Source organism: Streptomyces sp. PSU-S4-23 (genome assembly GCF_055632315.1).
On record NZ_JBVMUU010000002.1, the window covers coordinates 7,731,735 to 7,757,290 of the forward strand.

Sequence of the window (25,556 nt, forward strand, 5' to 3'; positions counted from 1 at the left end):
GGCACTGCGGGCACGACCGGCGGTCGCGGGCCGGTTCCGGAACCCGGGCATGAGCCGGGAACCGGAACCGGAACCGGCCGGGTCCTTCCGGAACCCACACACCGGTGAGCGTTGCCGACCGGCTTGCGGTGCACGCAGCCATGTCACTCACCTCCTGCGCGGAGTCGCCCAGCCGGGCGTCCAGGTCCCTGCGGCGTCGTGGCGAGCCGCCGTGGTGGCGAGATGGGCGCGGAGGGCGGCCAGCGCCGGGTGGGGGTTGTCGCGGTGCCAGAGGAGCGAGTGGGGGTAGACGGGCGTCGGGTCGGTCACCGGGATGCGGCGCAGGCCGTGACCGGTGGGCCAGACAAGGCGGGTGTGCTCGCCCATGAAGGTGGCCAGCGCCGGGGTGTCGGCGATGGTGTCGAGGAGTGCGTCGGAGCCGAAGTTGGGGCCGGTCGCCTCGATGGTGAGGCCGAACTCGGCGACCAGGTCGTGGTAGTAGGCGGCCCACTCGGTACCGGGGACGATGCCGGGCATCCAGATCCGGTGCCCGGCGAGCTGGGTGAGGGGCACCGACCGGGCGCCCGCCAGCGCGTGGGCGGGGCCGGTGAGGAGCTGGAGCGGCTCGTCGACCACCCGGGCGGACTCGATGTCCTCGGGAAGGGGCAGTCCGGGCGCGGCGACGGCCCGGAAGGACGCGTCGATCGCACCGGACCGGATGGCGGCGACGGCCGTCTCGATGCCGAACAGCCACACCACGTCGAGGTCGATCTCGGGGTGCGCGCGGTGGAAGCCGCGCATCAGGCCCGACCCCGCGCCGCGCGAGCTGATCACGTCGACACGCAGCGGACGGCGGCCGGGGCGCACGGACGCGACCGATCGCTCGGCGACGCGCAGCAGTTCGCGCGCGTGGGGCAGGAACGCCTGCCCGTCGATGGTGAGCTCGGCGCCGCGCGGGGTGCGGGTGAACAGCCGCGCGCCGAGGTCGCGTTCCAGCGCGGCGATGCGCTTGGAGACCGCCTGCTGGGTGACCGCCAGCTCGGCGGCGGCCTCCTGGAACCGCCCCGCGTCGGCGGCGGCGACGAAGGTCCGGACGGCGTCGAGGTCCATGTCGACACCCTATGGGCACAACCGTTGGTTGTGACCGGTCGGCCCTGGGGTTGTTTGACCCCTGCATATGGTGCTCGCTTTGATGCTTCCGGTCGCGGATCGGTTGTGCGGATGAGTGGCGAGGGGCGTCAGACATGAGGAGCGGACACCGGCTGGGACATCTGCTCGGACCTCGGCCGGGGCGGCAGTTCGGGTGGCTCTGGGGCGCGTACGGCACCAGCGCGCTCGGCACGTGGCTGGCCTTCGGCGCGTTCCCGCTGATCGCCGTCCGCGTACTGCACGCCGGACCGGCCCAGGTCGCCGCGCTCTCCTCCGTGGGGGCTGCGGTGGGCGCGGCCGCGGCGGTGCCGCTCGGTCCATGGGTGGAGTTCCGCCGCAAGCGGCCGGTGCTGATCGCGATGGACCTGGTGCGGTTCGCGGCGCTGCTGACGATTCCCACCGCGTTCGCGCTCGGCGTGCTCACCTTCCTTCAGCTCCTGTTGGTCTCCGTCGTCGTCGCGGCGGCCGACATCACCTTCCGCGCCGCCTCCGGCGCGTACCTGAAGACGCTGCTGCCGGCCGAGGAACTGCTCGTCGCAGGCGCCCGGTTCGAGTCCACGGCCTGGACGACCACGATCATCGGACCGCCGCTGGGCGGCGCGGCGACCGGGCTCCTCGGCCCGGTGGCGACGGTGGTGGCCGACGCGGTCAGCTACCTGCTCTCGGCCCTGGGCATCCGCGCGATGGGCGGGCACGAGCCGCGGCCCGAACGCCGGGAGGCCACGCGCCTACGGGCCGGGGACCTGCTCGACGGCTGGCGGTACATCCTCGCCGACGCGGCGCTGCGTCCGCTGTTCTTCAACACCGCCCTGTTCAACGGCTTGGTGATGGCCGTCCAGCCGCTGCTCGCCGTTCTGATGCTCGGCCGGCTGGGGTTCGCACCGTGGCAGTACGGCCTGGCCTTCGCCGCACCCTCGGTCGGCGGGCTGCTCGGCTCGCGGCTGGCCCGACCGCTGGTCACCCGGTTCGGACAGCACGAGGTCCTGGTCGTGGCCGGGGCGCTGCGCGCGCTGTGGCCCGTCGGCCTGGTCTTCCTGGGGCCGGGCACCGGAGGGCTGCTGCTGGTGATGGGCGTCGAGCTCGGGCTCATCTTCTGCTGCGGGGTCTTCAACCCCGTCTACGCCACCTACCGCCTCGAACGCACCGCGACCGACCGGGCCGCCCGCACGCTGTCCGCCTGGGCGGTGACGACCAAGTCCTCGATCGCGCTCCTGACGGCCGTCTGGGGTGTGCTGGGGGGCCTGCTCGGCTCCCGTACGGCCATCGGCCTGGCCGGCGTGCTCCTGCTGGCGACCCCGCTGCTGCTCCCTCGCCGCGCCGCAGCGCATCTCTCGGAGCCGGAGCCGGAGCCGGAGCCGGAGCCGGAACCGGAGCCGGAGCCGGAGCCGGAACCGAGCCGCGCCTGACAGGCAGCCACGGCCGCCACGGCCGCCACGGCCGCCACGGCCGCCACGGCGGTGACGGCGGTGACGGCCGTCACCCCTTGCCGGGACGGACGAGTCCCACGATGTCAATGTGATGTTTTCCGTCTTCAGTGAGCCACCTGCCACCCCTAACGTTGCTGCGTGGCTGCCGGCACGTATGCGGCTGACATCATGGTGCGCGTTGCCGGCAGGCTGAAGGGATCCGGGATGTTCCGCAAGGTGCTGGTCGCCAACCGTGGCGAGATCGCGATTCGGGCTTTCCGCGCCGGCTATGAGCTGGGTGCGCGCACGGTTGCCGTCTTCCCGCACGAGGACCGTAACTCGCTGCACCGACTGAAGGCCGACGAAGCCTATGAAATCGGACAGCCGGGGCATCCGGTGCGGGCCTACCTCTCCGTCGAGGAGATCGTCCGTGCGGCGCGCCGGGCGGGAGCGGACGCGGTCTACCCGGGCTACGGGTTCCTGTCCGAGAATCCCGAACTCGCACGCGCGTGCGAGGAGGCGGGCATCACGTTCGTCGGGCCGAGCGCGGACACGCTCGAACTGACCGGGAACAAGGCCCGGGCCGTGGCCGCCGCCCGCGCGGCCGGCGTACCGGTGCTCGGCTCCTCCTCCCCTTCCACCGACGTCGACGAACTGGTCCGTGCCGCCGAGGACATCGGCTTCCCGGTGTTCGTCAAGGCGGTCGCCGGCGGTGGGGGACGCGGCATGCGCCGCGTCGAGGACCCCGCCCTGCTGCGCGAGTCCATCGAGGCGGCGGCCCGCGAAGCGGCGTCCGCGTTCGGCGATCCCACGGTCTTCCTGGAGAAGGCCGTCGTCGATCCGCGCCACATCGAGGTGCAGATCCTCGCCGACGGCCAGGGCGACGTCATCCACCTGTTCGAACGTGACTGCTCGCTGCAGCGCCGCCACCAGAAGGTCATCGAGCTGGCCCCCGCACCCAACCTCGACCCGGCGCTGCGGGACCGGATCTGTGCCGACGCGGTGCGGTTCGCCCGCGAGATCGGCTACCGCAACGCGGGCACCGTGGAGTTCCTGCTCGACCCCGACGGCAACCACGTCTTCATCGAGATGAACCCCCGCATCCAGGTCGAGCACACGGTGACCGAGGAGGTCACCGACGTCGACCTGGTGCAGGCCCAGCTGCGCATCGCGGCAGGCGAGACCCTCGCGGACCTTGGGCTGTCACAGGAGACGGTCACCCTGCGCGGTGCCGCTCTGCAGTGCCGTATCACCACCGAGGACCCGGCCAACGGCTTCCGCCCGGACACCGGCAGGATCAGCGCCTATCGCTCGCCGGGCGGCTCGGGTATCCGTCTGGACGGCGGCACCACCCACGCCGGTACCGAGGTCAGTGCGCACTTCGACTCGATGCTCGTCAAGCTCACCTGCCGGGGCCGGGACCTGAAGGCCGCGATCGGCCGGGCGCGGCGCGCCGTGGCAGAGTTCCGCATCCGCGGGGTGGCCACGAACATCCCCTTCCTGCAAGCCGTGCTGGACGATCCCGACTTCCAGGCCGGACGGGTCACGACATCCTTCATCGAGCAGCGGCCGCACCTGCTCACCGCACGGCACTCCGCCGACCGCGGCACCAAGCTGCTCACCTACCTCGCCGACGTCACGGTGAACAAACCGCACGGTGAACGGCCCGAGCTGATCGATCCGGCCACCAAGCTGCCGCCGCTGCCCGCCATCGAACCGCCCGCCGGCTCCCGGCAGCGGCTCGTCGAACTCGGGCCGGAGGGCTTCGCCCGCTGGCTGCGCCAGTCGCCGACCATCGGCGTCACCGACACCACCTTCCGCGACGCCCACCAGTCACTGCTCGCCACCCGGGTCCGCACCAAGGACATGCTCGCCGTCGCCCCCGTGGTGGCACGCACCCTGCCCGGACTGCTGTCCCTGGAGTGCTGGGGCGGCGCCACCTACGACGTCGCCCTGCGCTTCCTCGCCGAGGACCCCTGGGAACGCCTCGCCGCCCTGCGCGAGGCCGTCCCCAACATCTGTCTGCAGATGCTGCTGCGCGGCCGCAACACCGTCGGCTACACGCCCTACCCGACCGAAGTGACCGACGCCTTCGTGCACGAGGCCGCCGCCACCGGCATCGACATCTTCCGTGTCTTCGACGCCCTCAACGACGTCGACCAGATGCGTCCCGCCATCGACGCCGTGCGGGAGACCGGCACGGCGATCGCCGAGGTCGCCCTGTGCTACACCGCCGACCTCTCCGACCCCTCCGAGCGCCTGTACACCCTGGACTACTACCTCCGTCTGGCCGAGCGGATCGTGGCCGCCGGAGCCCACGTCCTGGCGGTCAAGGACATGGCAGGGCTGCTGCGCGCCCCGGCCGCCGCGACACTCGTGTCGGCGCTGCGCCGGGAGTTCGGCCTCCCGGTCCATCTGCACACCCACGACACCGCGGGCGGCCAGCTCGCCACCTACCTCGCCGCGATCCAGGCCGGCGCGGACGCGGTCGACGGCGCGGTCGCGTCGATGGCGGGTACCACCTCGCAGCCGTCGCTGTCGGCGATCGTGGCCGCGACCGATCACTCCGAGCGGCCCACGGACCTGGATCTGCAGGCTGTCGGGGACCTCGAACCGTACTGGGAGAGCGTCCGCCGGATCTACGCCCCCTTCGAGGCGGGCCTCGCAGCCCCGACCGGGCGCGTCTACCACCATGAGATCCCGGGCGGACAGCTGTCCAATCTGCGCACACAGGCGGTCGCGCTGGGACTCGGCGACCGTTTCGAGGAGATCGAGGCGATGTACGCCGCCGCCGACCGGATCCTGGGCCGTCTGGTCAAGGTCACCCCGTCGTCGAAGGTGGTCGGCGACCTCGCCCTGCACCTGGTCGGCGCCGGAGTGGCGCCGCAGGATTTCGAAGCGGCGCCGGAGACGTACGACATTCCCGACTCGGTCATCGGCTTCCTGCGCGGCGAGCTGGGTACCCCGCCGGGCGGCTGGCCCGAGCCGTTCCGGACCAGGGCACTTCAGGGCCGTGCCGAGGCCAGGCCCGCGCAGGAACTGACGGCGCAGGACCGCGCCGGGCTGGAGAAGGACCGTCGTGCGACGCTCAACCACCTGCTCTTCCCGGGACCGACGCGCGACTTCGAGGCGCAGCGGCAGGCCCATGGCGACACCAGCGTGCTGGACAGCAAGGACTTCTTCTACGGACTGCGTCCGGGCAGGGAGTACGCCGTCGACCTGGAGCCCGGCGTGCGGCTCCTGATCGAGCTGCAGGCGATCGGTGAGGCCGACGAACGCGGCATGCGCACCGTGATGTCCACCCTGAACGGCCAACTGCGGCCCATCCAGGTGCGCGACCGGGCGGCGGCCTCGGACGTACCCGTGAGGGAGAAGGCCGACCGGGCCAACCCCGGCCATGTGGCGGCGCCTTTCGCCGGTGTGGTGACCCTCGCGGTCGACGAAGGCGACGAGGTGGCGTCCGGTGCCACGGTGGCCACCATCGAGGCCATGAAGATGGAAGCCGCGATCACCGCCCCGAAGGCCGGAAGGGTGACCCGGCTGGCCATCAACAGGGTCCAGCAGGTGGAAGGCGGTGACCTGCTCGTCGAGATCGTGTGAGCCCTCTCGCGCGGCTTCACCGGCCTTCACCGGTCTCCCCGGGCCGCACACCGTCAGGCCGGCGGTTTCCCGGACGGACGGCAGCACGATACCGGGCGAGTACCTCATGGCTGTCCGGGGTGAACGTCCGGCGTTGCATGAATGCAGACAGTTCGCTCTCCGCCAGCCAGCCGTGCCACATGACCTCGTCGCGATCGGGGCTCACCTCGACCGGGACGACCGCCTCGTGGACGCCGAGCCAGTGAGGGCTGAGGCCACTTCGGTTCAGGAACCTGACCACCGAGCGGACGGGCACCCGGACGCCCAGCTCCTCCGCCAGCTCTCGCGCCGCCGCGTCTTCATAGGACTCACCCACAGCCACGGCCCCGCCGACCACGACCTCGTAGCGCCCTGGGAACCGTGGCACTCGCCGGGACCGTCGGTGGACGAGGATCCGCCCGCCCCGATCACGGCACATCGTCACGGCGACCCGGTGCAGCCAGCCCTGGCGGACGGCCTCGCCACGGCGCACCACGCCCGACACCCGGTCCCGCTCGTCGACCTGCTCCACCCACTCGTCCATCCACTCGTCCATGCCCCCACCGTCCCAGCCGCCACTGACATCGGACCGCCTCACGGCCGCCTGATCCCAGGCAGCGGGGTCACAACTGCTCGCCCTCCTGCAGATACACCCCTTCCACCGTGACCCGGTCCGTCCGCTCGGAGCCTCCGACGATGCGGATCCAGCTGTCCACGGTCAGCTCACGGCCCCCCAACCCGATCTTGAACCCCCCGTACATGCCCGGCACGGGGAACCAGCACACAGGGTGCTCCAGTTCGGTCAGCACCTCCACCTCCGGTAGCCGCAGCCCCTGCTGGGTGGCCAGGTCCGTGCCGTCCTCAAGGCCCGCTCTGTGCCGGATCAGACGGTGCAGGTGGTGCCGCAGCCCGGCGACCACATCGGGCGGCAACGGGTGTCTGGATTCCGGGCGCAGGAGGGAGGACAGGTGGTGGTGGCCGCGCCGCGCGGCGATGTCCACGGCGCGGGTCCCGTCACTCGCCCTCAGCGTCCGCCAGGCGCCGTACCCCAGGAGGCGCTCGACCGTCCCGGCCGGGGCGCCGTGCCACGCGGCCTGGTGCAGCGGCGTGTAGCCGCTTCGGCCGTCCAGACGCGCGGAGTTGACCCAGGCAGGGGTCTCGTCGAGGACCTGGAAGAGCGTCCGCCAGTCCCCGTCCCGGGCGGCGTCGGCAAGCCGGTCCCGTTGCTCCGCGAACTTCGCCTTGAGTGTCGCATGACGGGTGACCCCGTCCCAGTGCGCGACGCGTTCATCGACCACGCGGCCGAGTGTAGGGGGCGCGGTCGTCATGGCTGCGCGGGGAGAACCACCAGTCATACGGGAGCCGGCTCACCGGGCCGGCGCCGCCACGCAGGACCTCGGCCCGGAGAACATCCAGCGGTCAGCGGCGGTAGCAGTACGAATCCGAGGAGGCGTCGCCGCCCTGCAGGCGCGTCTGGTGCACCCGCAGGCCCAGGAAGTCCGGGCCGTGCGGGAAGAAGCGGCTGTCGAGGGAGAGTCCGCCGTGCGAGGTGTCGGCGTCAAGTTCGACCATCCACGGGTCGATGCCCTCGGGATAGAACTGCGCGTCCCAGGCGGCGTACAAGGAGTTCGTCAGGTACACGCGCCGCCCGTCGCGGCTGAGCTCGACCATCTGCGCCCCGCCGGTCAGCGGAAGGTCCGGCTCGGCGGGATGCGGCTGCCGGCCGACGATGCCGCCGAGACGCACGGACGCGGTCCGCCTCGGATGCAGAGGGTCGCTCACCTCGTACTGGAGCAGCTCGCCGGTCCCCCAGGCGGACACGTACAGCCACCGGTCGTCCACGGACAGGTCGATATCGGTGATCAGCGGGGGCACGGCGCCGAACGGCTGCAGCGCCGGGGGCAGACCCTCCCTCCGCGCGGGCTCGGCGGGGATGGTGATCACCTTGCGGACCACGAAGTCCTCGCCCTCCCGGTTCCACAGCCACACCGACGCCGACAGGTCCTCCACGTCGATCACGGTGTTCGCGAATCCCCACGCCGCCTCGGGGTCGTGCGCGGGGCGCAGCTCCAGCACCATCTGGTTCTCGTCTCCCAGGTCGACGCGCTGCAGATGCCGGCCGGAGTCCAGCTCCCAGAAGTGCAGCGAGTGGCCGTACCGGCGGCTCAGCAGCAGCTCGGGGACAAGACCGTTCTCGATCATCGAGGGGGTGCCCCACTCGCTGGTCACGGCGATGTTCTGACGCAGATGCCACCAGACGTCGTAGGCGAACCGCTGCGGGCCGCGGTCGCTCTCCCAGGCTCGCAGCACGTCGAAGGTCTCGTGGTCCAGCAGCGCGACGCCGCCAGGCCCGTCCGCACCGTCCGCGCCGCCCAGACAGGACAGGAACACCCCGTCGGGGCCGCAGTGGAGCGTGTGCGGACGCGAATACCCGGCCTTGGCCGCCAGCTCCCCGGGCTCGACCACCTTGACCAGGTGCGGGCGGGTGGGATCGGGGCTGGTGTCGAAGACGTGCAGCCGGGAGGAGCGCAGCCCCGGGAGGATGAGGTAGCGCCGGGCAGCGTGGTGATGACCGGCATGCGCCAGCGCGCTCGAGCAGGCGTTCCAGCCGAAGTGGTGCAGTTCGTCGCCGCGGCCGGGTAGGTCGGCGTGGGAGATCACGCGACCGTATGCGGGGGACTCGGGGTCGGTGCCGACGGTGAACAACGCGTCCGGGCGCTGGGCGGTGGGGTCGAAACCGACGACATAGGCGAGTTTCTCCGGGGGCGCGGCGACGGCGTCCGCCGGAGTGCGGTACAAGGTCGGGTCGGTGTGGTCATCGAGGTCGTGAGCGTGCTCGGTCGTCGTCATGGCTGTTCCTCACTCCCGAACGGGACCCTGGACCCGGGGGCTCCCGGCAGGCGGCCGGGCTCACCCGTTCGGGATCGATGTACTCGCGGGACGGATATGCCATGAAACGAGCGTTTCACACCCCCGAAGCCCTGCCAAGGCGGCCGCTACGGGGCCTGCGGACGTCACCTGTCGGCGTCGCCTGAATCGTGGTTCCGGATCACTTTCCGCGCCCTCGGCGGAACCGGGACCGGTCCGCGAGTGCCTGGGCCGGGCCACTGCCGGTCGCCGCCGCCGGCCCGCCCGGGGTCAGGGCCGGTGCCGTACGAAGCTCACGTATGCGAACCCCTCGCCTGCGCGTGGCGCGCGGGTCCAGGACCGGGTGGTGAAGGCGCGGAGCCTGCCTGGCCCTGTGGGGTGGGCTGCTCGACGAGGTCGGGGGCCACCGTGAAGGCGACGTGCTCGTCCTCGGGGGCGGACGGGTGCGGCTGCGCACGGTCGAGGACCACGGCTGGGACTGTCTGCACGGCGGAAACGTCCCGGCGCTTGTCCCGGGCGGTGGTCCCGTGCCGCTGGTCGTGGCCTTGGCGGACATCCCTGCGGGCGCGAACTCGTCGTGATCGACCGCTGGTTCCCCTCCAGCAAGCTGTGCGGGGCCTGCGGAACGGTTCGCGAGAAGCTGCCGCTGAACGTCCGCGAGTGGACGTGCGAGTGCGGTGCCGTGCATGACCGCGACGTGAACGCGGCGCGCAACATCCTGGCGGCCGGGCCGGCGGCGTCTGCCTGTGGAGACGGTGTAAGACCTCGACGGGAGTCCTCCCGGACGGGGCGGTCGTCGGTGAAGCAGGAACCCCAGCGGGTGACCGCTGGAATCCCCCGCCTTTGGGCGGGGGAGGAAGTCAAGACATCACCGTCCTCCCAGCGGCGACCCGGCGGTGTCGGGCGAGCCGCCGAGAGGACTCGGTGTCTTCGCGGGCGATGCGGTGGCCGGGGCCGTTACTTGAGCTCGATCACCAGACCGAAGTCGTTGCCCCGGTGCCAGCCCGTGCTGATCTTCGGGCTGTGGTGGGTGTCGTCGGCCCAGCTGTAGAAGTGCGACCAGGTCACGTCGTCGCCGTACCAGTGGTTGTAGTCCGTCTCCGCGTACGCCTGGACGGCCTTGCCGTCGTGCTTGGTGTCCCAGAGGTAGAAGGCGCCGGAGGCGTACGACTTGCCGTTGACCTTCTTCGTGCACTCCATGTACTTGGCGGCGCCACCGGTGATGTGGATCTCCTTCCAGCCGGAGCACTTGTTGGCCGAGGCCGCCACGTTCCCGGCGGATGCAGCGGACAGGGCGGACGGTGCGGCGGTCGCTGCGGGGGCGGTGGCGAGGCCACCCGCCAGGGCCAGTCCGGCGGCTGCGAGGGCGATGCGCTTGCGTGACGTCATGGTGGATCCTCTCCGTCGGCCGGCGGACGGTCCCCCGGTAGGTCCCTCGTGGTCCGTCGGCACAACACGACCGTGCCCGCCCGCACCGTCCCGCCCCAACGGTCTGCAGAGAAATGAGGCCCTTCCGGGACCCCACCCCCGTGACCTGCCCGGATGTTGCCGGAAGTGGGATACGGCGGGACGGCTCCGCGGGCTGCTCCCGAGGGATCCGCGGGCCGCTGTCGCCGGGTGAACTAGGATCCCGGCCATGGCGCAGACCACGAGCGACGTGGACCGGTTCGAGGCATCCAGGTCCCGCCTGGAAGCCATCGCCTACCGCGTCCTCGGCTCCGCGAGTGAGGCCGAGGATGCCGTGCAGGAGACGTTCCTGCGCTGGCAGGCGGCCGACGTCGACCACATCGAGGTCCCCGAGGCGTGGCTGACGAAGGTTCTCACCAACCTGTGCCTCAACCAGCTCGCCTCGGCCCGCGCGCGGCGCGAGACGTATGTGGGCCAATGGCTCCCGGAGCCGCTGCTGGCCGGGGACCCGATGCTCGGGCCGGCCGACACCGCCGAACAACGCGAGTCGGTCTCGTACGCGGTCCTCGCCCTGCTGGAGCGGCTCTCCCCCAACGAGCGGGCGGTGTACGTGCTGCGGGAGGCATTCGACTACCCGCACCGGGAGATCGCCGAGATCCTCGACATCAGTGAGGCCGCCAGCCAGCAGATCTTCCACCGTGCCAAGAAGCACGTCGCGGCCGGCAAGGCCCGCGCCGAGATCGACGGGGCCGCCGCCCGGCGGATCATCGACGAGTTCCTCGCGGCCGCCACCAGCGGCCGGACCGAGCCGCTCGTGCGGCTGCTGACCCAGGACGCCATCGCGATCGGCGACGGCGGCGGGAAGGTCCCGGCCCGCGCCAAGGCGTTCGAAGGCGCCCTCGCGGTCGCGACGTTCATGCGCGGCCTGTTCAAACCCGGCAAGGCCAAGCGCGCTCTGGTCGGCGGCTCACCCGAGGTCTACGCCACGACCGCCAACGGTGACCCCGCCGTCGTGGCGGTCCTCGGCGGCCGGGTCATCGGCGTGATGTGCCTGGAGGTCACCGACGAGGGCATCGCCGCGTTCCGCAACCAGGTCAACCCCGACAAGCTCGAACGCGCGAACCGGTGGTGGGCGGTCGCCGACCACGGAGAACCCCTGCTCATCGCGTTCTGACCCCGTTGTGAGGTGCTTCCGCCCCCGATGTGAGGTGCTTCACACCGTGTTCCTGTCAGGAAACGGCGGGCTGCCCGGTTCAAGTGGCGAATCCGCTCAAGACAGGAGCAGGGAAATGCCGCACCGTATCGTCGTCCTCGGAGCCGGATACACCGGAGCCATCGCCGCGGGGCGCCTCGCCAGGCGGCTGCGCCGCGAGGATGCCGCCATCACCCTCGTCAACGCCGAGCCGGACTTCGTCGAGCGCGTCCGCCTGCACCAGCTTGCGGTCGGCCAGGACCTCGAACCCCGGCCCTTCAGTGAGATGTTCGCGGGCACCGGCGTCGAACTGAGGCTCGCGAAGGTCACCGGCGTCGACGTCGACCGCAGGACCGTCGCCCTCGCCGATGCGAACGGCGACGGGGAGCTGGCATACGACACCCTCGTGTACGCCCTCGGCAGCGGCTGGCACGACCAGGGTGTCCCCGGCACCGCCGAACACGCTCACGAGATCGCAGCTCGCCCCGGAGCGCTGCGGCTGCGGGAGCGCCTGGCCCGCCTGGACGCCGGGCAGCCCGTGGTCGTGGTCGGCGGCGGCCTCACCGGCCTGGAGGCCGCGGCCGAGATCGCCGAGGCCCGCCCGGACCTCGATGTCGCCCTCGCCGCCCGCGGCGGTCTCGGCGACTGGCTCTCGCCCAAGGGCCGCCGGCACCTGAGGAAGGTCTTCGGCGAGCTCGGCATCACCGTGCACGAGCACGCCGCCGTCGTCGGCGTCGAGGCCGACCGCGTCGCGACCGCCGACGGCGGGTCGCTCCCGGCCGCGGTCACCGTGTGGACCACCGGTTTCGCGGTCCATCCCATCGCGAAGGCCACGACCCTGGAGGTCACGGACAGGGGCCAGATCGTGGTCGACGGGACCATGCGCTCGGTCTCGCACCCGGATGTGTACGCCATCGGCGACGCCGCCATGGCGATGGGCCCCGGCGGCAAGCCGCTGCGGATGTCGTGCGCCTCGGGCACCCCGACCGCCTGGCAGGCCGCTGACGCCATCGCGGCGCGCCTGGCCGGCGGGAAGCTCCCGAAGGTGCCGCTGCGCTACTTCAACCAGTGCATCTCGCTGGGCCGCAAGGAAGGTCTGATCCAGTACGTCACCGCCGACGACCGCGCGGTCCGGGCGGCTCTGACAGGACGGCTCGCCGCCGTCTACAAGGAACTGGTGTGCAAGGGCGCGGCCTGGGCCGTCGCCAACCCGACGCTCGGTATGCCGACCCGGCGCCGCCGCCTCTTGGAGCCGGCCGGGGCGGGCTCGCCGGTCAAGGAACCGGCCTGACCCGCACAACGGACGGGCGCCCTCGAAGCGGGGGCGCCCCCGCGCCGTCGGTCGTGCCGATGACGCGGCCGCGTCGATGGGCGCCGGCCTTCCCGGCCTCGTCCGCGACGGCCTTCGGCGCCGTGGGCTCCGTCGCGTCTTCGAGCCGCGGACGGCCGATCTATAGTGGGCCTCGTGAACCGTTGGAAGGAGTTGACCGGGGAGACGTCCGGAGAGGACTACGCTGCCCGGTTCGCGGCGCTGGCCCGTAGCGGGAAGGACGTGCACGGGGAGGCGCGGTTCTGCGCGGCGCTCGTGCCTGCCGGGGCCCGGGTGCTGGACGCCGGGTGCGGCACCGGACGGATCATGATCCGGCTCGCGGAGCTCGGGTACGACTGCGTCGGGGTGGATCTCGATGCGTCGATGCTCGCCGTGGCGCGGCAGCAGGCGCCGGGACTGCCCTGGTTCCAGGCCGACCTGTCGGGGTTCGAGCCGGGTCTGCTCGGTATCGAGGCGGACTTCGATCTCGTGGTCGCCGCGGGCAATGTGTTTCCGCTGCTCGCCGCCGGCACCGAGGGCGCGGTGGTCGGGCGCCTGGCCGCGTCCCTGCGTCCTGGCGGTCTGATGGTCGCGGGCTTCGGTCTGGACGAGGCCCATCTGCCCGTGCCGCCCGGGATCACGCTGCCCGAGTACGACGACCACTGTGCCGCGGCCGGCCTCACCCTCGTCGACCGCTTCGCCACCTGGGATGCCGACTCCTACGAGGGCGGCGGCTATGCCGTCAGCGTCCACCGCCGGTGAGGTTCCGCGGGGTGAGGTTCCGCGGGACACCTGATCAACTGCTGATGTCGCCGGAGCCCTTCGCCCGCCGATGCCCGGCGGCCGCGCCGCCGCCGGCCCGGTCCGGTACGCCGTCCGCTGCCACGCCTCGCGTCCAGGAATAGCCGCGGGCCCGCCCCGTGTTGCCGCGAGCATGACGACGAACGCGCCGCGGCCCGAGGTGCTGCGATACACCGCCTTCTCCAGCGCCCCCGACGGCGGAAACCCCGCCGGTGTCGTTCTGGACGCCACCGCCCTGGACGACGACGACATGCTGGCCATCGCCGCCGACCTCGGATACTCGGAGTCCGCGTTCCTGACCGCGCCCCCGGAGGGACTCGGCGGTCAGGAGGGACGGGCGTACGGCATCCGGTACTTCAGCCCCAAGGCCGAGGTGCCGTTCTGCGGCCACGCCACCGTTGCGACCGCCGTCGCTCTCGCCGAGCGGACGGGCCCCGGGAAGCTGGTCTTCGCGACGCGTGCCGGCACCGTGCCGGTGGAGGTGACCGAGGAGGGCGGGACCGTCAGGGCCACACTCACCAGTGTCGAGCCGCACATCGAGGAGATCGCCGGCACCGACCTCGCGGAGGCGCTCGCCGCACTCGGCTGGCCGGCCGCCGATCTCGACCCGGCCTTCCCGCCCCGTATCGCGTTCGCCGGCGCCCGCCATCTCGTTCTCGCCGCGGCGACGCGCACGCGCCTCGCGGATCTCGCGTACGACTTCGCGCGTCTGGAAGCCCTGATGCACCGCTTGGACCTGACCACGGTCCAGTTGGTGTGGCGGGAGTCGGCCACCGTCTTCCACGTCCGTGACCCGTTCCCCGTCGGCGGCGTCGTCGAGGACCCGGCAACCGGCGCCGCGGCCGCCGCGTTCGGCGCGTACGCCCGTGAGCTCGGCCTGGTTGCGGAGGACGCCGTCCTCACTCTGTACCAGGGTGAGGATCTCGGCCGCCCCGGCGAGCTCACGGTGACGCTGCGCGCGGGCGACTCCCGCGTCCGTGTCAGCGGCGCGGGAACGCGCATCGACTAGAGCGGGCGACTCGGCGACCGGGCGTCGGACCTGCTGTGCCTCACCGTCCGTGCGGAGGGGGATCCTCCGCCTGCCGGGTCCGGCGTCGTCGCGTGAACGGCGAACGAGCGCGAGATCAGGGCTTCCACCGGACCGGCAGCCGGCGCGGGCCGCGGATGAGCATGCCGTGGCGCCAGGTCAGGGCGGCCGGGTGGGCGTCGAGGGCGAGGTCGGGGCAGCGCTCCAGCAGGGCACGGATCGCGATCCGCGCTTCCAGGCGGGCGAGCGGCGCACCGAGGCAGTAGTGGATGCCGTGACCGAAGGCGACATGACCGGTGGCGGGTCGCCGGATGTCGAAGCGGCCCGGATCGGGGAAGCGCGCCGGGTCGTGGTTGGCGTCCGCCAGAGCCACGAGGACCAGTTCCCCGCCGCCGGGGATGACCGTGGTCCCGATCCGGACCGGGTCGGTGGTGAACCTGAACGTCGGCGTCTCCACCGGCCCCTCGTAGCGCAGCATCTCTTCCACCGCGTTGTCGATGAGGGTCATGTCCTCGCGCAGTGCGGCGACTTGGTCGGGATGGGTGAGCAGGGCCAGCACGCCGTTGGAGATCAGGTTGACCGTCGTCTCATGCCCGGCGACCAGCAGCAGCCAGGCGGTACCGCGCAGTTCGTCCGCGGAGAGCCGGTCGCCGTCCTCGTCGGTTGTCCGGATCAGGGCGCTCATCAGGTCCTGGCCCGGGGACAGGCGCTTGCGGTCCAGTAACTCCGAGAGGTACGTGGCCACTTCGCCCGTCGCCGCCAGCCGCGCCTCCGGGTCGGGATCGGTGAGGATCGTGCTGGTCCAGGCCCGGAACGCGGCCCGGTCCAGCATCGGGACGCCGAGCAGCTCGCAGATCACCGAGATGGGCAGCGGGAACGAGAGTGCCTCGACCAGATCGGCGCGCCCTTCCGGAAGGGCCGTCATCGCGTCGAGCAACTCGTCGGTGATCTGCCGCACGCGCGGCGCGAGCTGCTCGATCCGGCGCGGGGTGAACTCGCGGACCACCAGCTTGCGCAGCCGCTCATGGTCCGGTGGGTCGGAGTTGAGCATGTGCGGCCCCGCCGAGGGACTGGGGATCGCAAAGGAGGGCGAGGCGTTCTTCCACTGCTTGGACAACCGCGGATCCACGAGTGCGGCCCGTCCGGCCTCGTACCCGACGACAAGCCAGGCCTCCGCACCCTCCGGGATCCGTACCCTGTGCACCGGGCCGCGTTCCCGCAGCGCGGCGTAGACGGGATAGGGATCGCGGACGAAGTCCTCGCCCATCGCCACCAGATCGATCACCTCGGCCGCCGCCATGGCCCACCCCCGTCTCCGGTCCGCTTCGAAGCTAGCAGTGGGCGGCGCTGCGGGCGAAGGAGGCATTCAGCCGCGCCGGGTGAGAGCGCCGGGGCGGGTACCGGGTCGGGGCGACGGGCCCTAGCAGAGCACGGCGAGGGATCCGGGCAGTACCCGGGCCGTGACGGGAAGGGCGGTGTCGACCTCGCCGTCGGCGCCGCACGGCACCTCCCGGTCTGCCTCGATGCGCACCTCTCTCCCGCTGACGACCCGCACTTCGGGCCGGTGCACGTGGTCCCCGGACCTGAGCTCGTTCATCAGGGTGAAGAAGAGCCGGCGCGGTGCCTCGCGGATCATCACCACCTCGAGCAGCCCGTCGTCGACGCGGGCGCCGGGGGCGATGATGCGACCGGAGCCGTAGTAGGCGGAGTTGGCGGCGACGACGGTGTAGCCGCGGTGTGCGAGGTGCTCGCCGTCGACGGTGACCCGGTAGGCCGCCGGGCGCCAGGTGGCGACGGCCCGTAGTCCGCCCGCGTAGTAGGAGGCGGCGCCCTTGAGGAGGGTGGAGCGGTTGGCGTGGCGGTTGGCGAGGGCGTCCACCCCCGCGTACACGCTGCCGAGGACGACGCTGCGGCCGTGGAGGGACTCCACTTCTATGGTGTCCACGGCCCGGGGACCGCTGTGCAGCAGCACTCGGGCCAGTGCCTCGGGCTCGGTGGGCAGGCCGAGCGCCCGGGCGAAGTCGTTGCCCCGGCCGGCCGGGACCAGGCCGAAGAGCGTGCCGGTGCCGCTGAGGGCCCCGCCGATGCTGCCGGTGATGCCGTCGCCGCCCACTGCCACGACGATCCGGTCGCGCTCCCCGGCCTGCCGGGCGAGGTCCCGGGCGTGGGCCAGACTGCGGCTGTACTCGGTCTCCAGCCCGGCACCCGCCTCCCTCAGCAGCCGGGCCACGCGCAGCAGCGCCGCGACCCCGGCGGATCCGCCGGCGGTGGGGTTGACGATGGCGGTGAACTGTCGCATCGGTGTGCCTCCAGGGGCCTGACGGATCGTGAACCGGACGGTGGCGGGGCGGGGGCCGGGCTGGTCAGTCGACGGGCAGCAGGACGCCCGGATTGAGCAGCCCGGCGGGGTCCAGCCGTCGCTTGACGGCCTGGAGGGCGCCGATGCCGAGCGAACCGGCCTCCCGCACATACCAGTCCCGGTGGTCCGTGCCCACGCCGTGGTGGTGGCTGATGGTGCCCCTGGCCGCCAGGATCGCCTCGCCGGCGGCACGTTTGGCACGGCCCCAGTGCGCCACGGGGTCCTCGCCCTGAGCGGAGACCACGGTGAAGTACAGAGAGGCACCGTTCTCGTACACGTGAGAGATGTGGCACATCACCAGCGGCGGTGTACCCGACGCGGTGAGCGTGCCGGTCAGCGCTTCGCGGACGGCGGCGTACAGCCCGGGCAGGCGGGACCAGAAGGCGGCGGTCTCCAGGGTCTCGGCGAACGCCCCGGCGTCCAGCAGCGCGTCCCGCAGGTAGGGAGCCGAGTAGCGGCCGGCGGCCCAGCGCTCTCCCGGCTCCCGGCCCAGACAGGTGCCGCCGGCGTCGCGCAGCACGGCCGCGGCCCGTTCCCGGCGGTGTGCGGTGTCCTCCTCGGTGCCCTCGTAGCCGGTGACGGCCAGGCATCCGGCGTTCTGCGGCAGACCCGACGAGCCGATGGCGTCGGGCTGGGCCAGACCGATGAGCGTCTCGGTCTCGTCGGACAGCCGCAGCACGGTCGGCCGCGGCCCGTCCTGGGCGAGGTGCCGAAGGGCGGCGGCGCCCGCCTCGAAGGAGTCGAAGCGCCACCCCTCGTAGACGCGGGTCGGGGGGACGGGACGGACCCGGACGGTCACCGAGGTGATGACGCCGAACGCTCCCTCGGACCCGAGGATCAGCTGCCGCAGATCCGGACCGGCCGCCGAGCGCGGGGCGCGGCCCACGTCGAGGGTGCCGGACGGGGTGGCGAGGGTGAGGCCGAGGACCATGTCGTCGAAGCGGCCGTATCCGGCGGAGGCCTGACCGCTGGAGCGGGCCGCGGCGAATCCGCCGATCGTCGCCCACTCGTACGACTGCGGGTAATGGCCCAGCGTGAAGCCGTGCTCGGCAAGGAGCGCCTCGGCGTGCGGGGCGCGCAGGCCGGGTTGCAGGGTGGCCGTGCGGGAGACCGGATCGAGGTCGAGCAGAGCGTTCATCCGGCGCAGGTCCAGCGCGACGAACGGGCGTCGCCGCTCGGGGGCGAGCCCGCCGACGACGGAGGTGCCGCCACCGAACGGGACCAGCGCCAGGCCGTGCGCGGCGCATGCCGCCAGCACCGCGAGCACCTCCTCGTGGCTCGCCGGGAGGACCACGGCCGCCGGGAGGTCGTCCACGTCCCCCTCGCGGATGCGCAGCAGATCCGGGGTGGACTTGCCCCGGGTGTGCCGGATCCGGGACTCGGCGTCGGTGCGCACATGCTCTTCACCGCCGGCGGCGGCGAGCAGAGCGCGGTGTGCCGCCGGGTCGAGGAGCGGCTCGGGCACGGGGATCTCTCCCAGGGCGACAGGCCCGGCGGTGCGCGGTGTGACCCCGAGCAGGTCGCGCAGCAGACCGATCACCGAGTCGGGCAGCGGCGTCGCCCTGGCCGGGTCGCCCCAGCCGCTCCAGAGCATGTCCATGGCGCTTGTCCTCACTGGTCGTCGCGGCGGCGGCGTCGGCGTCGGCGTCGGTGTCTACGTCGGTCGTCGTGGCGTCGGCGTCGCGCGTGTCGGTCGTCGTGGCGTCGTCGCGCGTGTCGGTCGTCGCGGCCGTGCGGTCGCGGAAGAGCCCCCGGACGGCCGAGGGCGCGTTACACTGTGACACATGACGCCTATTCGTCACAACGCCTCGGACGGTGATCCGGTGCTCGACGCGGTCCGCGACTGCGTCCTCGCCGTGGGCGTCCGGCGCACCACCCTGACCGACGTGGCCCGCCGTGCGGGCGTCTCCCGGATGACGCTGTACCGCCGCTGGCCCGACGTCCGCTCGCTGGTCGGCGACCTGATGACCCGGGAGTGGATCAAGGTGGCCGCCGGCGCGATGCCGGAACCGAGGCCCGGGACGACCACCCGCACACGGATCGTGGAGGGGCTCGTGGGCGGCGTCGCCGCCTTCCGGAGCCATCCGCTCTTCCGCAAGATCGTCGACGTCGATCCCGAACTGCTCGTCCCGTACGTGCTCGACCGGCGCGGGGCGAGCCAGGAAGCCCTCCTGGAACTGCTCGGCGACGCCCTCCGCGAGGGCCACACGGACGGGTCCGTACGCCCCGGCCACCCCGAACGGCAGGCCAGGGCCCTGCTGCTGGTCGCCCAGTCCTTCACCCTGTCGCTGCGCACCATGACCGAGGAGGACGACGCCGAGCTGAGCACGGAGGCCTTCTCGGCGGAACTGCGGACCATCCTCGAGAGGACCCTCACACCATGAGCTCCAGCAGCAGTCCCGCCTCCTTGGCGGGATCGGTCCCCGGGTCCTCGCTCACCGCCGGCCGGCGCCTGCGCGAACTGGCCGAGACCGCCGGCGGCACGCCCGTGGACGTCCTGGTGGTCGGCCTCGGCGCGACCGGCGTCGGTGCCGCCCTGGACGCCGCCGCACGCGGACTGACGGTCGCCGCCGTCGACGCCCACGACCTGGCCTTCGGCACCTCCCGCTGGAGCTCCAAGCTCATCCACGGTGGGCTTCGCTACCTCGCCTCCGCCCAGCTCGACGTCGCTCACGAAAGCGCCCTGGAACGCGGCGTTCTGATGGAGCGCACGGCTCCGCACCTGGTGCGGGCCCAGCCGTTCGTGCTGCCCCTGACCCCGCTGGTCTCCCGCAGCCAGGCCGCGTTGGCCTGGGCCGGATTCCGCGCCGGCGACACGCTGCGCCTGGCGGCACGCACGGCCCGGGCGACCCTGCCCGCACCGCGCAGGCTCTCCGCGACGGAAACCCGTCACCTGGCCCCCGCGCTGCGCGGCGCCGGACTGCGCGGCGGGCTGCTGTCCTGGGACGGCCGGGTGACCGACGACGCCCGTCTGGTCACCGCGATCGCACGGACGGCGGCGGCACGGGGGGCACGGATCCTGACCCGGGTGCGCGCGCTGGAACTGACCGCCTCCGGTGCCCGGATACGCGACGAACTCACCGGCGAAGAAGGTGAGATCCGCGCCCGCGCGGTGATCAACGCATCCGGTGTGTGGGCGGGCGGCCTGGTGGACGGGGTCCGCATACGGCCCTCCCGCGGCACCCACCTCGTCCTGCGAGCGGACCACCTGGGCTCTGTGCCGGCCGGCCTGCACATCCCGATCCCCGGCGAGACCAACCGCTTCGTCCTCGTCCTGCCGCAGGGCGACGGCCGGGTCTACGTCGGACTCACCGACGAACCCGTGGACAGCGACGTGCCGGACGTCCCCGAGGTGCCGGAGACCGACATCGGGTTCCTGCTGGACGTCCTCGGCTCCGCACTGGACGTTCCCGTCCACCGCGACGACGTGGTGGGCGCGTTCGCCGGACTGCGGCCGCTGCTGGACAGCGCACCGGGCGAGGGCCCCTCAGCGGCGCCCCGCACCGCCGACATCTCCCGCAGGCACGCCGTGCTCACCTCGCGGGAGGGTGTGGTCACCGTCGTCGGCGGCAAGCTGACCACCTATCGGCGCATGGCCGAGGACGCGGTCGACGCCGCCGTCTCCACCCACGGCCTGTCCGCGGCGACCTCTCCCACCAGCGCTCTCCCACTGGTCGGCGCCGCACCGCCCCGGGTGCTCGGCGCCCTGCGCGCGCCGCGACGCCTGATCGACCGCTACGGCACCGAGGCTCCCGCCGTGCACGCGCTGGCCGTGGCCGACCCCCGGCTCGCCCGGCCCGTCCTGGAAGGGCACCCCGTGATCCGTGCGGAACTGCTGTGGGCCGTGTGCCACGAAGGGGCGCTCGACGCGGCCGACCTGCTCGACCGCCGCACCCGCATCGGGCTGGTCCCGGACGACCGGGCCGCCGCGCTCACGGCCGCACGGGAAGTGCTCGGCGAGTCCGGGGCCGGCGACTGACGAACCGCCGGAAGCGGCGGGACGCCCCGGGACCGGCGGGCCGCGCCCCGGCCCCGTGCACGGTGGTGCCCCTCAGCCGGCATCGGGCTTGCCCTTCTCGTGGAGCCACGTCCGGAACAGCCCCGCCAGGTCCTTCCCCGACTCCTTCTCGCACAGAGCGATGAACTGTGCGGTGTCCGCGTTCCCGTGGCGGTGCTGATCGGTCCACGTGCGAAGGATCCTGAAGAACGTGCTGTCGCCCACGGCTTCGCGCACCTTGTGCAGGGTCATGGCACCGCGCCCGTACACCGGGGAGTCGGAGACCCGGTCGCCGCCGGGAGGGTCCGCCGGGGGAAAGTCCCAGATGCCGTCGCTCTCGGGGTGAGTGCCCTCATAGAAGGCGTCGAACGTCTGCCGGGCCGTGTCGCCGCCGTGGTCCTCCTGCCAGAGCCACTCCGCGTAGGTGGCGAATCCCTCGTTGAGCCACATGTCCTTCCATGTGCGCGGTGTGACGGAATCGCCGAACCACTGGTGCGCCAACTCGTGCACCAGCAGAGCCTCTTCCGGTGCCGATCCGAAGTACGGTCTGTCCTGGGTTTCCAGGGCGTATCCGAGATCGGGGAAGTGATCGACGACAGCGCCCGCCGAGTCGAAGGGATACGGCCCGAAGCGGTCGCTCGCCCAGGCCACTATGTCCGGTATCGAGTCCGATACGTTCCCGGCGCGCTGAGCCTCATCCGGATCAATGGCGACATACAGGGGCAGACCGTCTGGGGTTCGTGCCGTGCGGATGTCGAAGTAGCCGATGGTGACGGTGGCCAGGTAGCTCGCCATGGGCTCTGTGCTGCGCCAGTGCGCGGTGACCTTGCCCCCCTTGACCTCCTCCTTCACCAACTCCCCGTTGCTGACCACGTCGTAGGGGTCCCCGTCGGCATCCTCGGGAACGGTCACGACGATGTCGTAGGTGGCCTTGTCCGACGGGTGGTGATTGCCCGGGAACCAGGTGCTGGAGCCGTTCGGCTCACCGAGTGCGGTGGCACCGTCGTCCGTTTCGAGCCAGCCTTCCAGGCCCCCGTCGGGGTCCTTGAGCGTTCTGGGCGTGCCGTCGTACTCGATGGTGGCCGTGAAGGTCGCCCCGTCCTCGATCACCTTCGCGGGTGTCAGTGTCAACTCGCTGTCGTGGCGCTCGAATCGGGCATCCATGCCGTTCACCGCGGCACCTCGCACCCGTAGTCCTGTGAAGTCGAGGTCGAAGCGGCTCAGATTCTGGGTGGCGCGCGCCGTGATCACCGCCGAGCCCTTCAGATGATTGGTCTCGGGGACGTAGGTGAGCGCAAGGCCGTAGTGGGAGACGTCGTAACCACCGTTCCCTGCCCACGGGAACAGAGCATCCTCGGCGCCGGGCGCCCCCGGCCGCCCCGTCGCCGTGTGCTCCGGGCCCGAACAGGCGACGCTCGTGGTGAGCAGAAGCGCCGCGAGCAGGGCGCGTCGCGGGGGATGGGACCGAAGCGCCCTTCGACGGGAAGGGCGACGCGAAGGGCGACGCGAAGGGCGACGGGCAGGACGTCGAGGCATGAATCCCCCTTTGTGGTTGCGCGTGCTCGATCGATCCAACACCGTCGTGGTCACCTGGCTGAAGTGGGCGCGGGTTCGCCTGGCCCGTCGCCGGGCGGGCCCGCAGCATCGTCAGGGCCTGCGGCCGTGGAAGGTGCGGCGCAGGTCGCTCACCCAGGCGTCCGGGTTCTCCCAGGGGATGAAGTGGCCGCCGCGGTCGTGGGCGTTGACGTTGACGTGGTTGAACCAGGCGGACTGCGGGCCGGTCTTGAATGCCCGGACGCGCTCGTCGGCGGTGTGGATGCCGGGCGGATTCTCGTATGTGACGAAGGTGAGGCCGACCGGGGCCTGCACGACCGGGGTGAGGTCGTGGGCGGGGGCCCAGGGGTAGCGGTTGGCGTTGGCGTAGTAACGCATCGACGTGGCGATGGAGTTGTTCACCCAGTAGATCGTGGCGTGGGTGAGCAGGTCGTCCTTGGTGAAGACGGACTCGACGTCGCCGCCGTTGTCGCTCCAGGCGCTCCAGCGCTCCAGCAGCCAGGCGAGCAGTCCGGCGGGTGAGTCGCTCAGCCCGTGGGCCAGGGTGGCGCCGTCGAGCATGTGCACGGTGAGGTGGGACGCCGAGCGGTGGTCCAGCTCGATGATGCGGGCGCGGACGTCGGCGGGCTGGTCGTCGGTGAGGGGCCGGTTCCGGGCGAAGTCCCAGGCGCGGGGGCCGGTGAAGAAGTCGAGCGGCAGCCCGGAGCCGATGTGGATGCCGTACAGCTCGTCGGCGTACTTGTGGCCGAGCTGGCTGGAGACGATCCCGCCGATGTCGCAGCCCCCGGCGGCGTATTTCTCGTATCCCAGGGTCTCGGTCATCAGGGTGTGCCAGAGGTCGGAGACCTTCCAGAAGTTGACGTCCGAAAAGCCGGTGAGCGGGCCGGGGAAACCGAAGCCGGGCAGGGACGGCACGATGACGTCGAACGCGTCGGCGGGGTCACCGCCGAACGCGGCCGGGTCGGCGAGCGGGTCGATCACCTTCGACCAGTGCCAGAACGTCCACGGCCAGCCGTGGGTGAGGATCAACGGGATCGGGCGGGGGCCGCGGCCCGCCTTGCGCATGAAGTGCACCGGGACACCGGCGACGCTCACCCGGTAGTGCTCGTAGGCGTTGATGGCGGCCTCGGCCTTGCGCCAGTCGTAGCCGTCCCGCCAGTGGGCGACCAGCTCACGCAGATAGCTGTCCGGGACGCCGTAGGACCAGTCCGAGTTCCCCTCGTCCAGCGGCGGACGGGTCAGTGTGAGACGGGCCCGCAGGTCGTCGAGGACCTCGTCGGAGACGTGGACAGGGGTGGGCTCCAGGGGGAAGGCGTGCGGTGTGGTCATGGTGTGGTTCCTTGCTCGACGGCTCTGACGATAGGACGTTTCCACATCCGCCCCGGGGCGGCGTCGCACAGCTGGCGGAGAGTGAGGACAACAGAGCCCGCAGGGCAGAGCCCGCAGGGCAGAGCACGGACACCGCTAGCCTGCTCCGCATGCCCGACGACACCACGCAGACACGACGTGACGACAGGTCCGAGGAGTCCCGGCGGGTGCGGCTGGGCCGGATATTCGACGAGGACGCGGAGCTGTACGACCGGGCCAGGCCCGGCTATCCGCCGGAGCTGTTCGACGACCTCGTGGAACTCGCCGGTACCCGCCCCGGCAGCCGCGTACTGGAGGTGGGCTGCGGAACCGGACAGGCGACGGTGCCCCTGGCCGGGCGGGGTTGCCGGATCACGGCCGTCGAGGCGGGATCGCACATGGCCGCGGTCGCCCGCCGCAATCTGGCCGAGGCCGCGGCGGCCGAGGTGGTGACGGCGGAGTTCGAGAGCTGGCCGCTGCCCCGGGAGCCGTTCGACGCGGTCGTCTCCGCAACGGCGTTCCACTGGATCGACCCGGCGGTGCGGATGACCAAGACCGCCGACGCGCTGCGTCCGGGCGGGGCGCTCGTGGTGGTGCGCGGACAGCATGTGAGGGGCGGCACCGAGGAGTTCTTCGTCGACGTCCAGCGCTGCTACGAGCGCTACGACCCGGACACGACGCCGGGGCTGCGGCCTCCCGCGGCCGCCGACCTCGACGGCTCGGACCATGCCGAGGAAGTGGCGCGAAGCGGCCGGTTCGGGCCCACCGTCTTCCGCCGCTACGAGCAGGACCTCACCTACACCACGTCGCAGTATCTGGACCTGCTGCTGACCTACTCCGGCCACCGAGCCCTTCCGGAAGCCGCCAGGAACGGGCTGTTGGGGTGCATCGGGGGCCTGATCGAGGGGCGCTACGGGGGCAGGGTCACCAAGCGCTACCTCATCGAGATGGGAGTGTCGTACCGGCGGTGAGCCCGGTCGGCACACCACGGCGCTTTCCGGCGCCGCCCGGCCCGGCCCGGCCCGTTCCAGCCGCCGTTGTCAGACAGCCTCGGTACGGTCGGTACATGAGAGCTGAGGGAACATTCACCGTCAAGACGTTCGTCCCGACGGAGCTGAAGCCCGAGCCGGCCGTGTCCACAGGGCTGCCGGTGGGCGTCGCGACGATGGAGAAGCACTTCGAGGGGGAGATCTCGGGGCGCTCGGCGACCCTGTTCACCGCCGCGTTCGACCAGACGGCCGGCGTCGGCACCTATGTGGCCATGGAATCGTTCGAAGGCTCGCTGAGCGGCAGGGAAGGCTGCTTCAACTTCGTCCATTCGGCGACCACGACCGGCGAGGACCGCACCGCGGAGTTCTTCACCATCGTGCCCACGAGCGGCACCGGCGAGCTGGCCGGGATCTCCGGGACCGGAGGGCTGGCCGTGGACGCCGACGGCACGCACCGCATCTGGTTCGACTACCGGCTCGGCTGAACGGCACGCTCCTCACGTCCTCGGGCTGTCGGACGCCCGCCGGCGAGGCAACCGGCCGCGCCGCTCACG

General features: G+C 72.1%; 21 protein-coding genes and 1 pseudogene. 12 read left to right on the forward strand and 10 right to left on the reverse strand.

What is annotated here, in order from left to right; genetic code table 11:
* Positions 1–147: 147 nt before the first annotated feature.
* A complete protein-coding gene (locus ACZ79I_RS34995; RefSeq protein ID WP_471503013.1) occupies positions 148–1,089 on the reverse strand; it encodes a LysR family transcriptional regulator in 942 nt (313 codons plus the stop codon).
* A 134-nt stretch (positions 1,090–1,223) separates the two neighbouring features.
* On the opposite strand from ACZ79I_RS34995, the gene ACZ79I_RS35000 reads away from it, so the two are divergent.
* Positions 1,224–2,534, forward strand: coding sequence for an MFS transporter (locus ACZ79I_RS35000; protein ID WP_471503015.1), 1,311 nt, complete (start codon positions 1,224–1,226; stop codon positions 2,532–2,534).
* Between the two features lie 225 nt (positions 2,535–2,759).
* Complete coding sequence (locus ACZ79I_RS35005; RefSeq protein ID WP_471505404.1) at positions 2,760–6,134, forward strand: pyruvate carboxylase; 3,375 nt, start codon at positions 2,760–2,762, stop codon at positions 6,132–6,134.
* A gap of 16 nt (positions 6,135–6,150) precedes the next feature.
* Here the strand turns inward: ACZ79I_RS35005 and ACZ79I_RS35010 are convergent, their stop codons facing one another.
* The 3 genes from ACZ79I_RS35010 to ACZ79I_RS35020 form a co-directional block, all read right to left on the reverse strand.
* Positions 6,151–6,708, reverse strand: a complete 558-nt coding sequence (locus ACZ79I_RS35010; RefSeq protein ID WP_471503017.1) for an NUDIX domain-containing protein — start codon at positions 6,706–6,708, stop codon at positions 6,151–6,153.
* A gap of 67 nt (positions 6,709–6,775) precedes the next feature.
* Positions 6,776–7,450 carry an ankyrin repeat domain-containing protein gene (locus ACZ79I_RS35015; RefSeq protein WP_471503019.1) on the reverse strand — a complete coding sequence of 225 codons (675 nt, stop codon included), beginning with the start codon at positions 7,448–7,450 and terminating at the stop codon, positions 6,776–6,778.
* A 121-nt stretch (positions 7,451–7,571) separates the two neighbouring features.
* Positions 7,572–9,002 carry a selenium-binding protein SBP56-related protein gene (locus ACZ79I_RS35020; protein ID WP_471503021.1) on the reverse strand — a complete coding sequence of 477 codons (1,431 nt, stop codon included), beginning with the start codon at positions 9,000–9,002 and terminating at the stop codon, positions 7,572–7,574.
* A gap of 437 nt (positions 9,003–9,439) precedes the next feature.
* On the opposite strand from ACZ79I_RS35020, the gene ACZ79I_RS35025 reads away from it, so the two are divergent.
* Positions 9,440–9,601 carry a hypothetical protein gene (locus ACZ79I_RS35025; protein ID WP_471503023.1) on the forward strand — a complete coding sequence of 54 codons (162 nt, stop codon included), beginning with the start codon at positions 9,440–9,442 and terminating at the stop codon, positions 9,599–9,601.
* Positions 9,583–9,864: pseudogene (locus tag ACZ79I_RS35030) on the forward strand (zinc ribbon domain-containing protein); the annotation flags it as partial. The gene ACZ79I_RS35025 and the pseudogene ACZ79I_RS35030, both read left to right, overlap by 19 nt.
* A 113-nt stretch (positions 9,865–9,977) precedes the next feature.
* On the opposite strand, the gene ACZ79I_RS35035 reads toward ACZ79I_RS35030, so the two are convergent.
* On the reverse strand, positions 9,978–10,409 hold the full coding sequence (locus tag ACZ79I_RS35035; protein ID WP_471503025.1) for a hypothetical protein: 432 nt from the start codon (positions 10,407–10,409) through the stop codon (positions 9,978–9,980).
* A 247-nt stretch (positions 10,410–10,656) separates the two neighbouring features.
* On the opposite strand from ACZ79I_RS35035, the gene sigJ reads away from it, so the two are divergent.
* From sigJ to ACZ79I_RS35055, 4 genes are all read left to right on the forward strand, one after another.
* Positions 10,657–11,601: an RNA polymerase sigma factor SigJ gene (gene sigJ / locus ACZ79I_RS35040; protein WP_471503027.1), complete on the forward strand. Its 945-nt coding sequence runs from the start codon at positions 10,657–10,659 to the stop codon at positions 11,599–11,601.
* Positions 11,602–11,716: 115 nt separating this feature from the next.
* A complete protein-coding gene (locus ACZ79I_RS35045; protein WP_471503029.1) occupies positions 11,717–12,910 on the forward strand; it encodes an NAD(P)/FAD-dependent oxidoreductase in 1,194 nt (397 codons plus the stop codon).
* A gap of 174 nt (positions 12,911–13,084) precedes the next feature.
* Positions 13,085–13,690: a class I SAM-dependent methyltransferase gene (locus ACZ79I_RS35050; RefSeq protein ID WP_471503031.1), complete on the forward strand. Its 606-nt coding sequence runs from the start codon at positions 13,085–13,087 to the stop codon at positions 13,688–13,690.
* A 172-nt stretch (positions 13,691–13,862) separates the two neighbouring features.
* Positions 13,863–14,738 (forward strand): PhzF family phenazine biosynthesis protein, encoded by an 876-nt coding sequence (locus tag ACZ79I_RS35055; protein WP_471503033.1) that lies wholly within the window; start codon positions 13,863–13,865, stop codon positions 14,736–14,738.
* 115 nt (positions 14,739–14,853) lie between these two features.
* Here the strand turns inward: ACZ79I_RS35055 and ACZ79I_RS35060 are convergent, their stop codons facing one another.
* The 3 genes from ACZ79I_RS35060 to ACZ79I_RS35070 all read right to left on the reverse strand — a co-directional run bounded on the left by ACZ79I_RS35060 (position 14,854) and on the right by ACZ79I_RS35070 (position 18,715).
* Positions 14,854–16,056: a cytochrome P450 family protein gene (locus tag ACZ79I_RS35060; RefSeq protein ID WP_471503035.1), complete on the reverse strand. Its 1,203-nt coding sequence runs from the start codon at positions 16,054–16,056 to the stop codon at positions 14,854–14,856.
* Positions 16,057–16,176: 120 nt separating this feature from the next.
* Positions 16,177–17,055 carry a diacylglycerol/lipid kinase family protein gene (locus ACZ79I_RS35065; protein WP_471503037.1) on the reverse strand — a complete coding sequence of 293 codons (879 nt, stop codon included), beginning with the start codon at positions 17,053–17,055 and terminating at the stop codon, positions 16,177–16,179.
* 64 nt (positions 17,056–17,119) lie between these two features.
* Complete coding sequence (locus ACZ79I_RS35070) at positions 17,120–18,715, reverse strand: FAD-binding oxidoreductase (protein ID WP_471503039.1); 1,596 nt, start codon at positions 18,713–18,715, stop codon at positions 17,120–17,122.
* Positions 18,716–18,899: 184 nt separating this feature from the next.
* Here ACZ79I_RS35070 and ACZ79I_RS35075 point away from each other — a divergent pair, with 184 nt between their 5' ends.
* Together ACZ79I_RS35075 and ACZ79I_RS35080 are read left to right on the forward strand one after the other, a co-directional pair.
* Positions 18,900–19,499: a TetR/AcrR family transcriptional regulator gene (locus tag ACZ79I_RS35075; protein ID WP_471503041.1), complete on the forward strand. Its 600-nt coding sequence runs from the start codon at positions 18,900–18,902 to the stop codon at positions 19,497–19,499.
* Positions 19,496–21,094: a glycerol-3-phosphate dehydrogenase/oxidase gene (locus tag ACZ79I_RS35080; protein WP_471503043.1), complete on the forward strand. Its 1,599-nt coding sequence runs from the start codon at positions 19,496–19,498 to the stop codon at positions 21,092–21,094. Before ACZ79I_RS35075 ends, ACZ79I_RS35080 begins: the two co-directional genes overlap by 4 nt.
* Positions 21,095–21,166: 72 nt before the next feature.
* Here ACZ79I_RS35080 and ACZ79I_RS35085 read toward each other — a convergent pair whose 3' ends face one another.
* On the reverse strand, positions 21,167–22,648 hold the full coding sequence (locus tag ACZ79I_RS35085; RefSeq protein WP_471503045.1) for a M1 family metallopeptidase: 1,482 nt from the start codon (positions 22,646–22,648) through the stop codon (positions 21,167–21,169).
* A 111-nt stretch (positions 22,649–22,759) separates the two neighbouring features.
* The gene (locus ACZ79I_RS35090) at positions 22,760–23,995 is read right to left on the reverse strand and encodes an epoxide hydrolase family protein (protein ID WP_471503047.1); all 1,236 of its coding nucleotides are present in this window, start codon (positions 23,993–23,995) and stop codon (positions 22,760–22,762) included.
* A gap of 149 nt (positions 23,996–24,144) precedes the next feature.
* Here ACZ79I_RS35090 and ACZ79I_RS35095 point away from each other — a divergent pair, with 149 nt between their 5' ends.
* Positions 24,145–24,984 carry a class I SAM-dependent methyltransferase gene (locus ACZ79I_RS35095; protein ID WP_471503049.1) on the forward strand — a complete coding sequence of 280 codons (840 nt, stop codon included), beginning with the start codon at positions 24,145–24,147 and terminating at the stop codon, positions 24,982–24,984.
* A gap of 95 nt (positions 24,985–25,079) precedes the next feature.
* Positions 25,080–25,487, forward strand: coding sequence for a DUF3224 domain-containing protein (locus ACZ79I_RS35100; RefSeq protein WP_471503051.1), 408 nt, complete (start codon positions 25,080–25,082; stop codon positions 25,485–25,487).
* Positions 25,488–25,556: the final 69 nt, after the last annotated feature.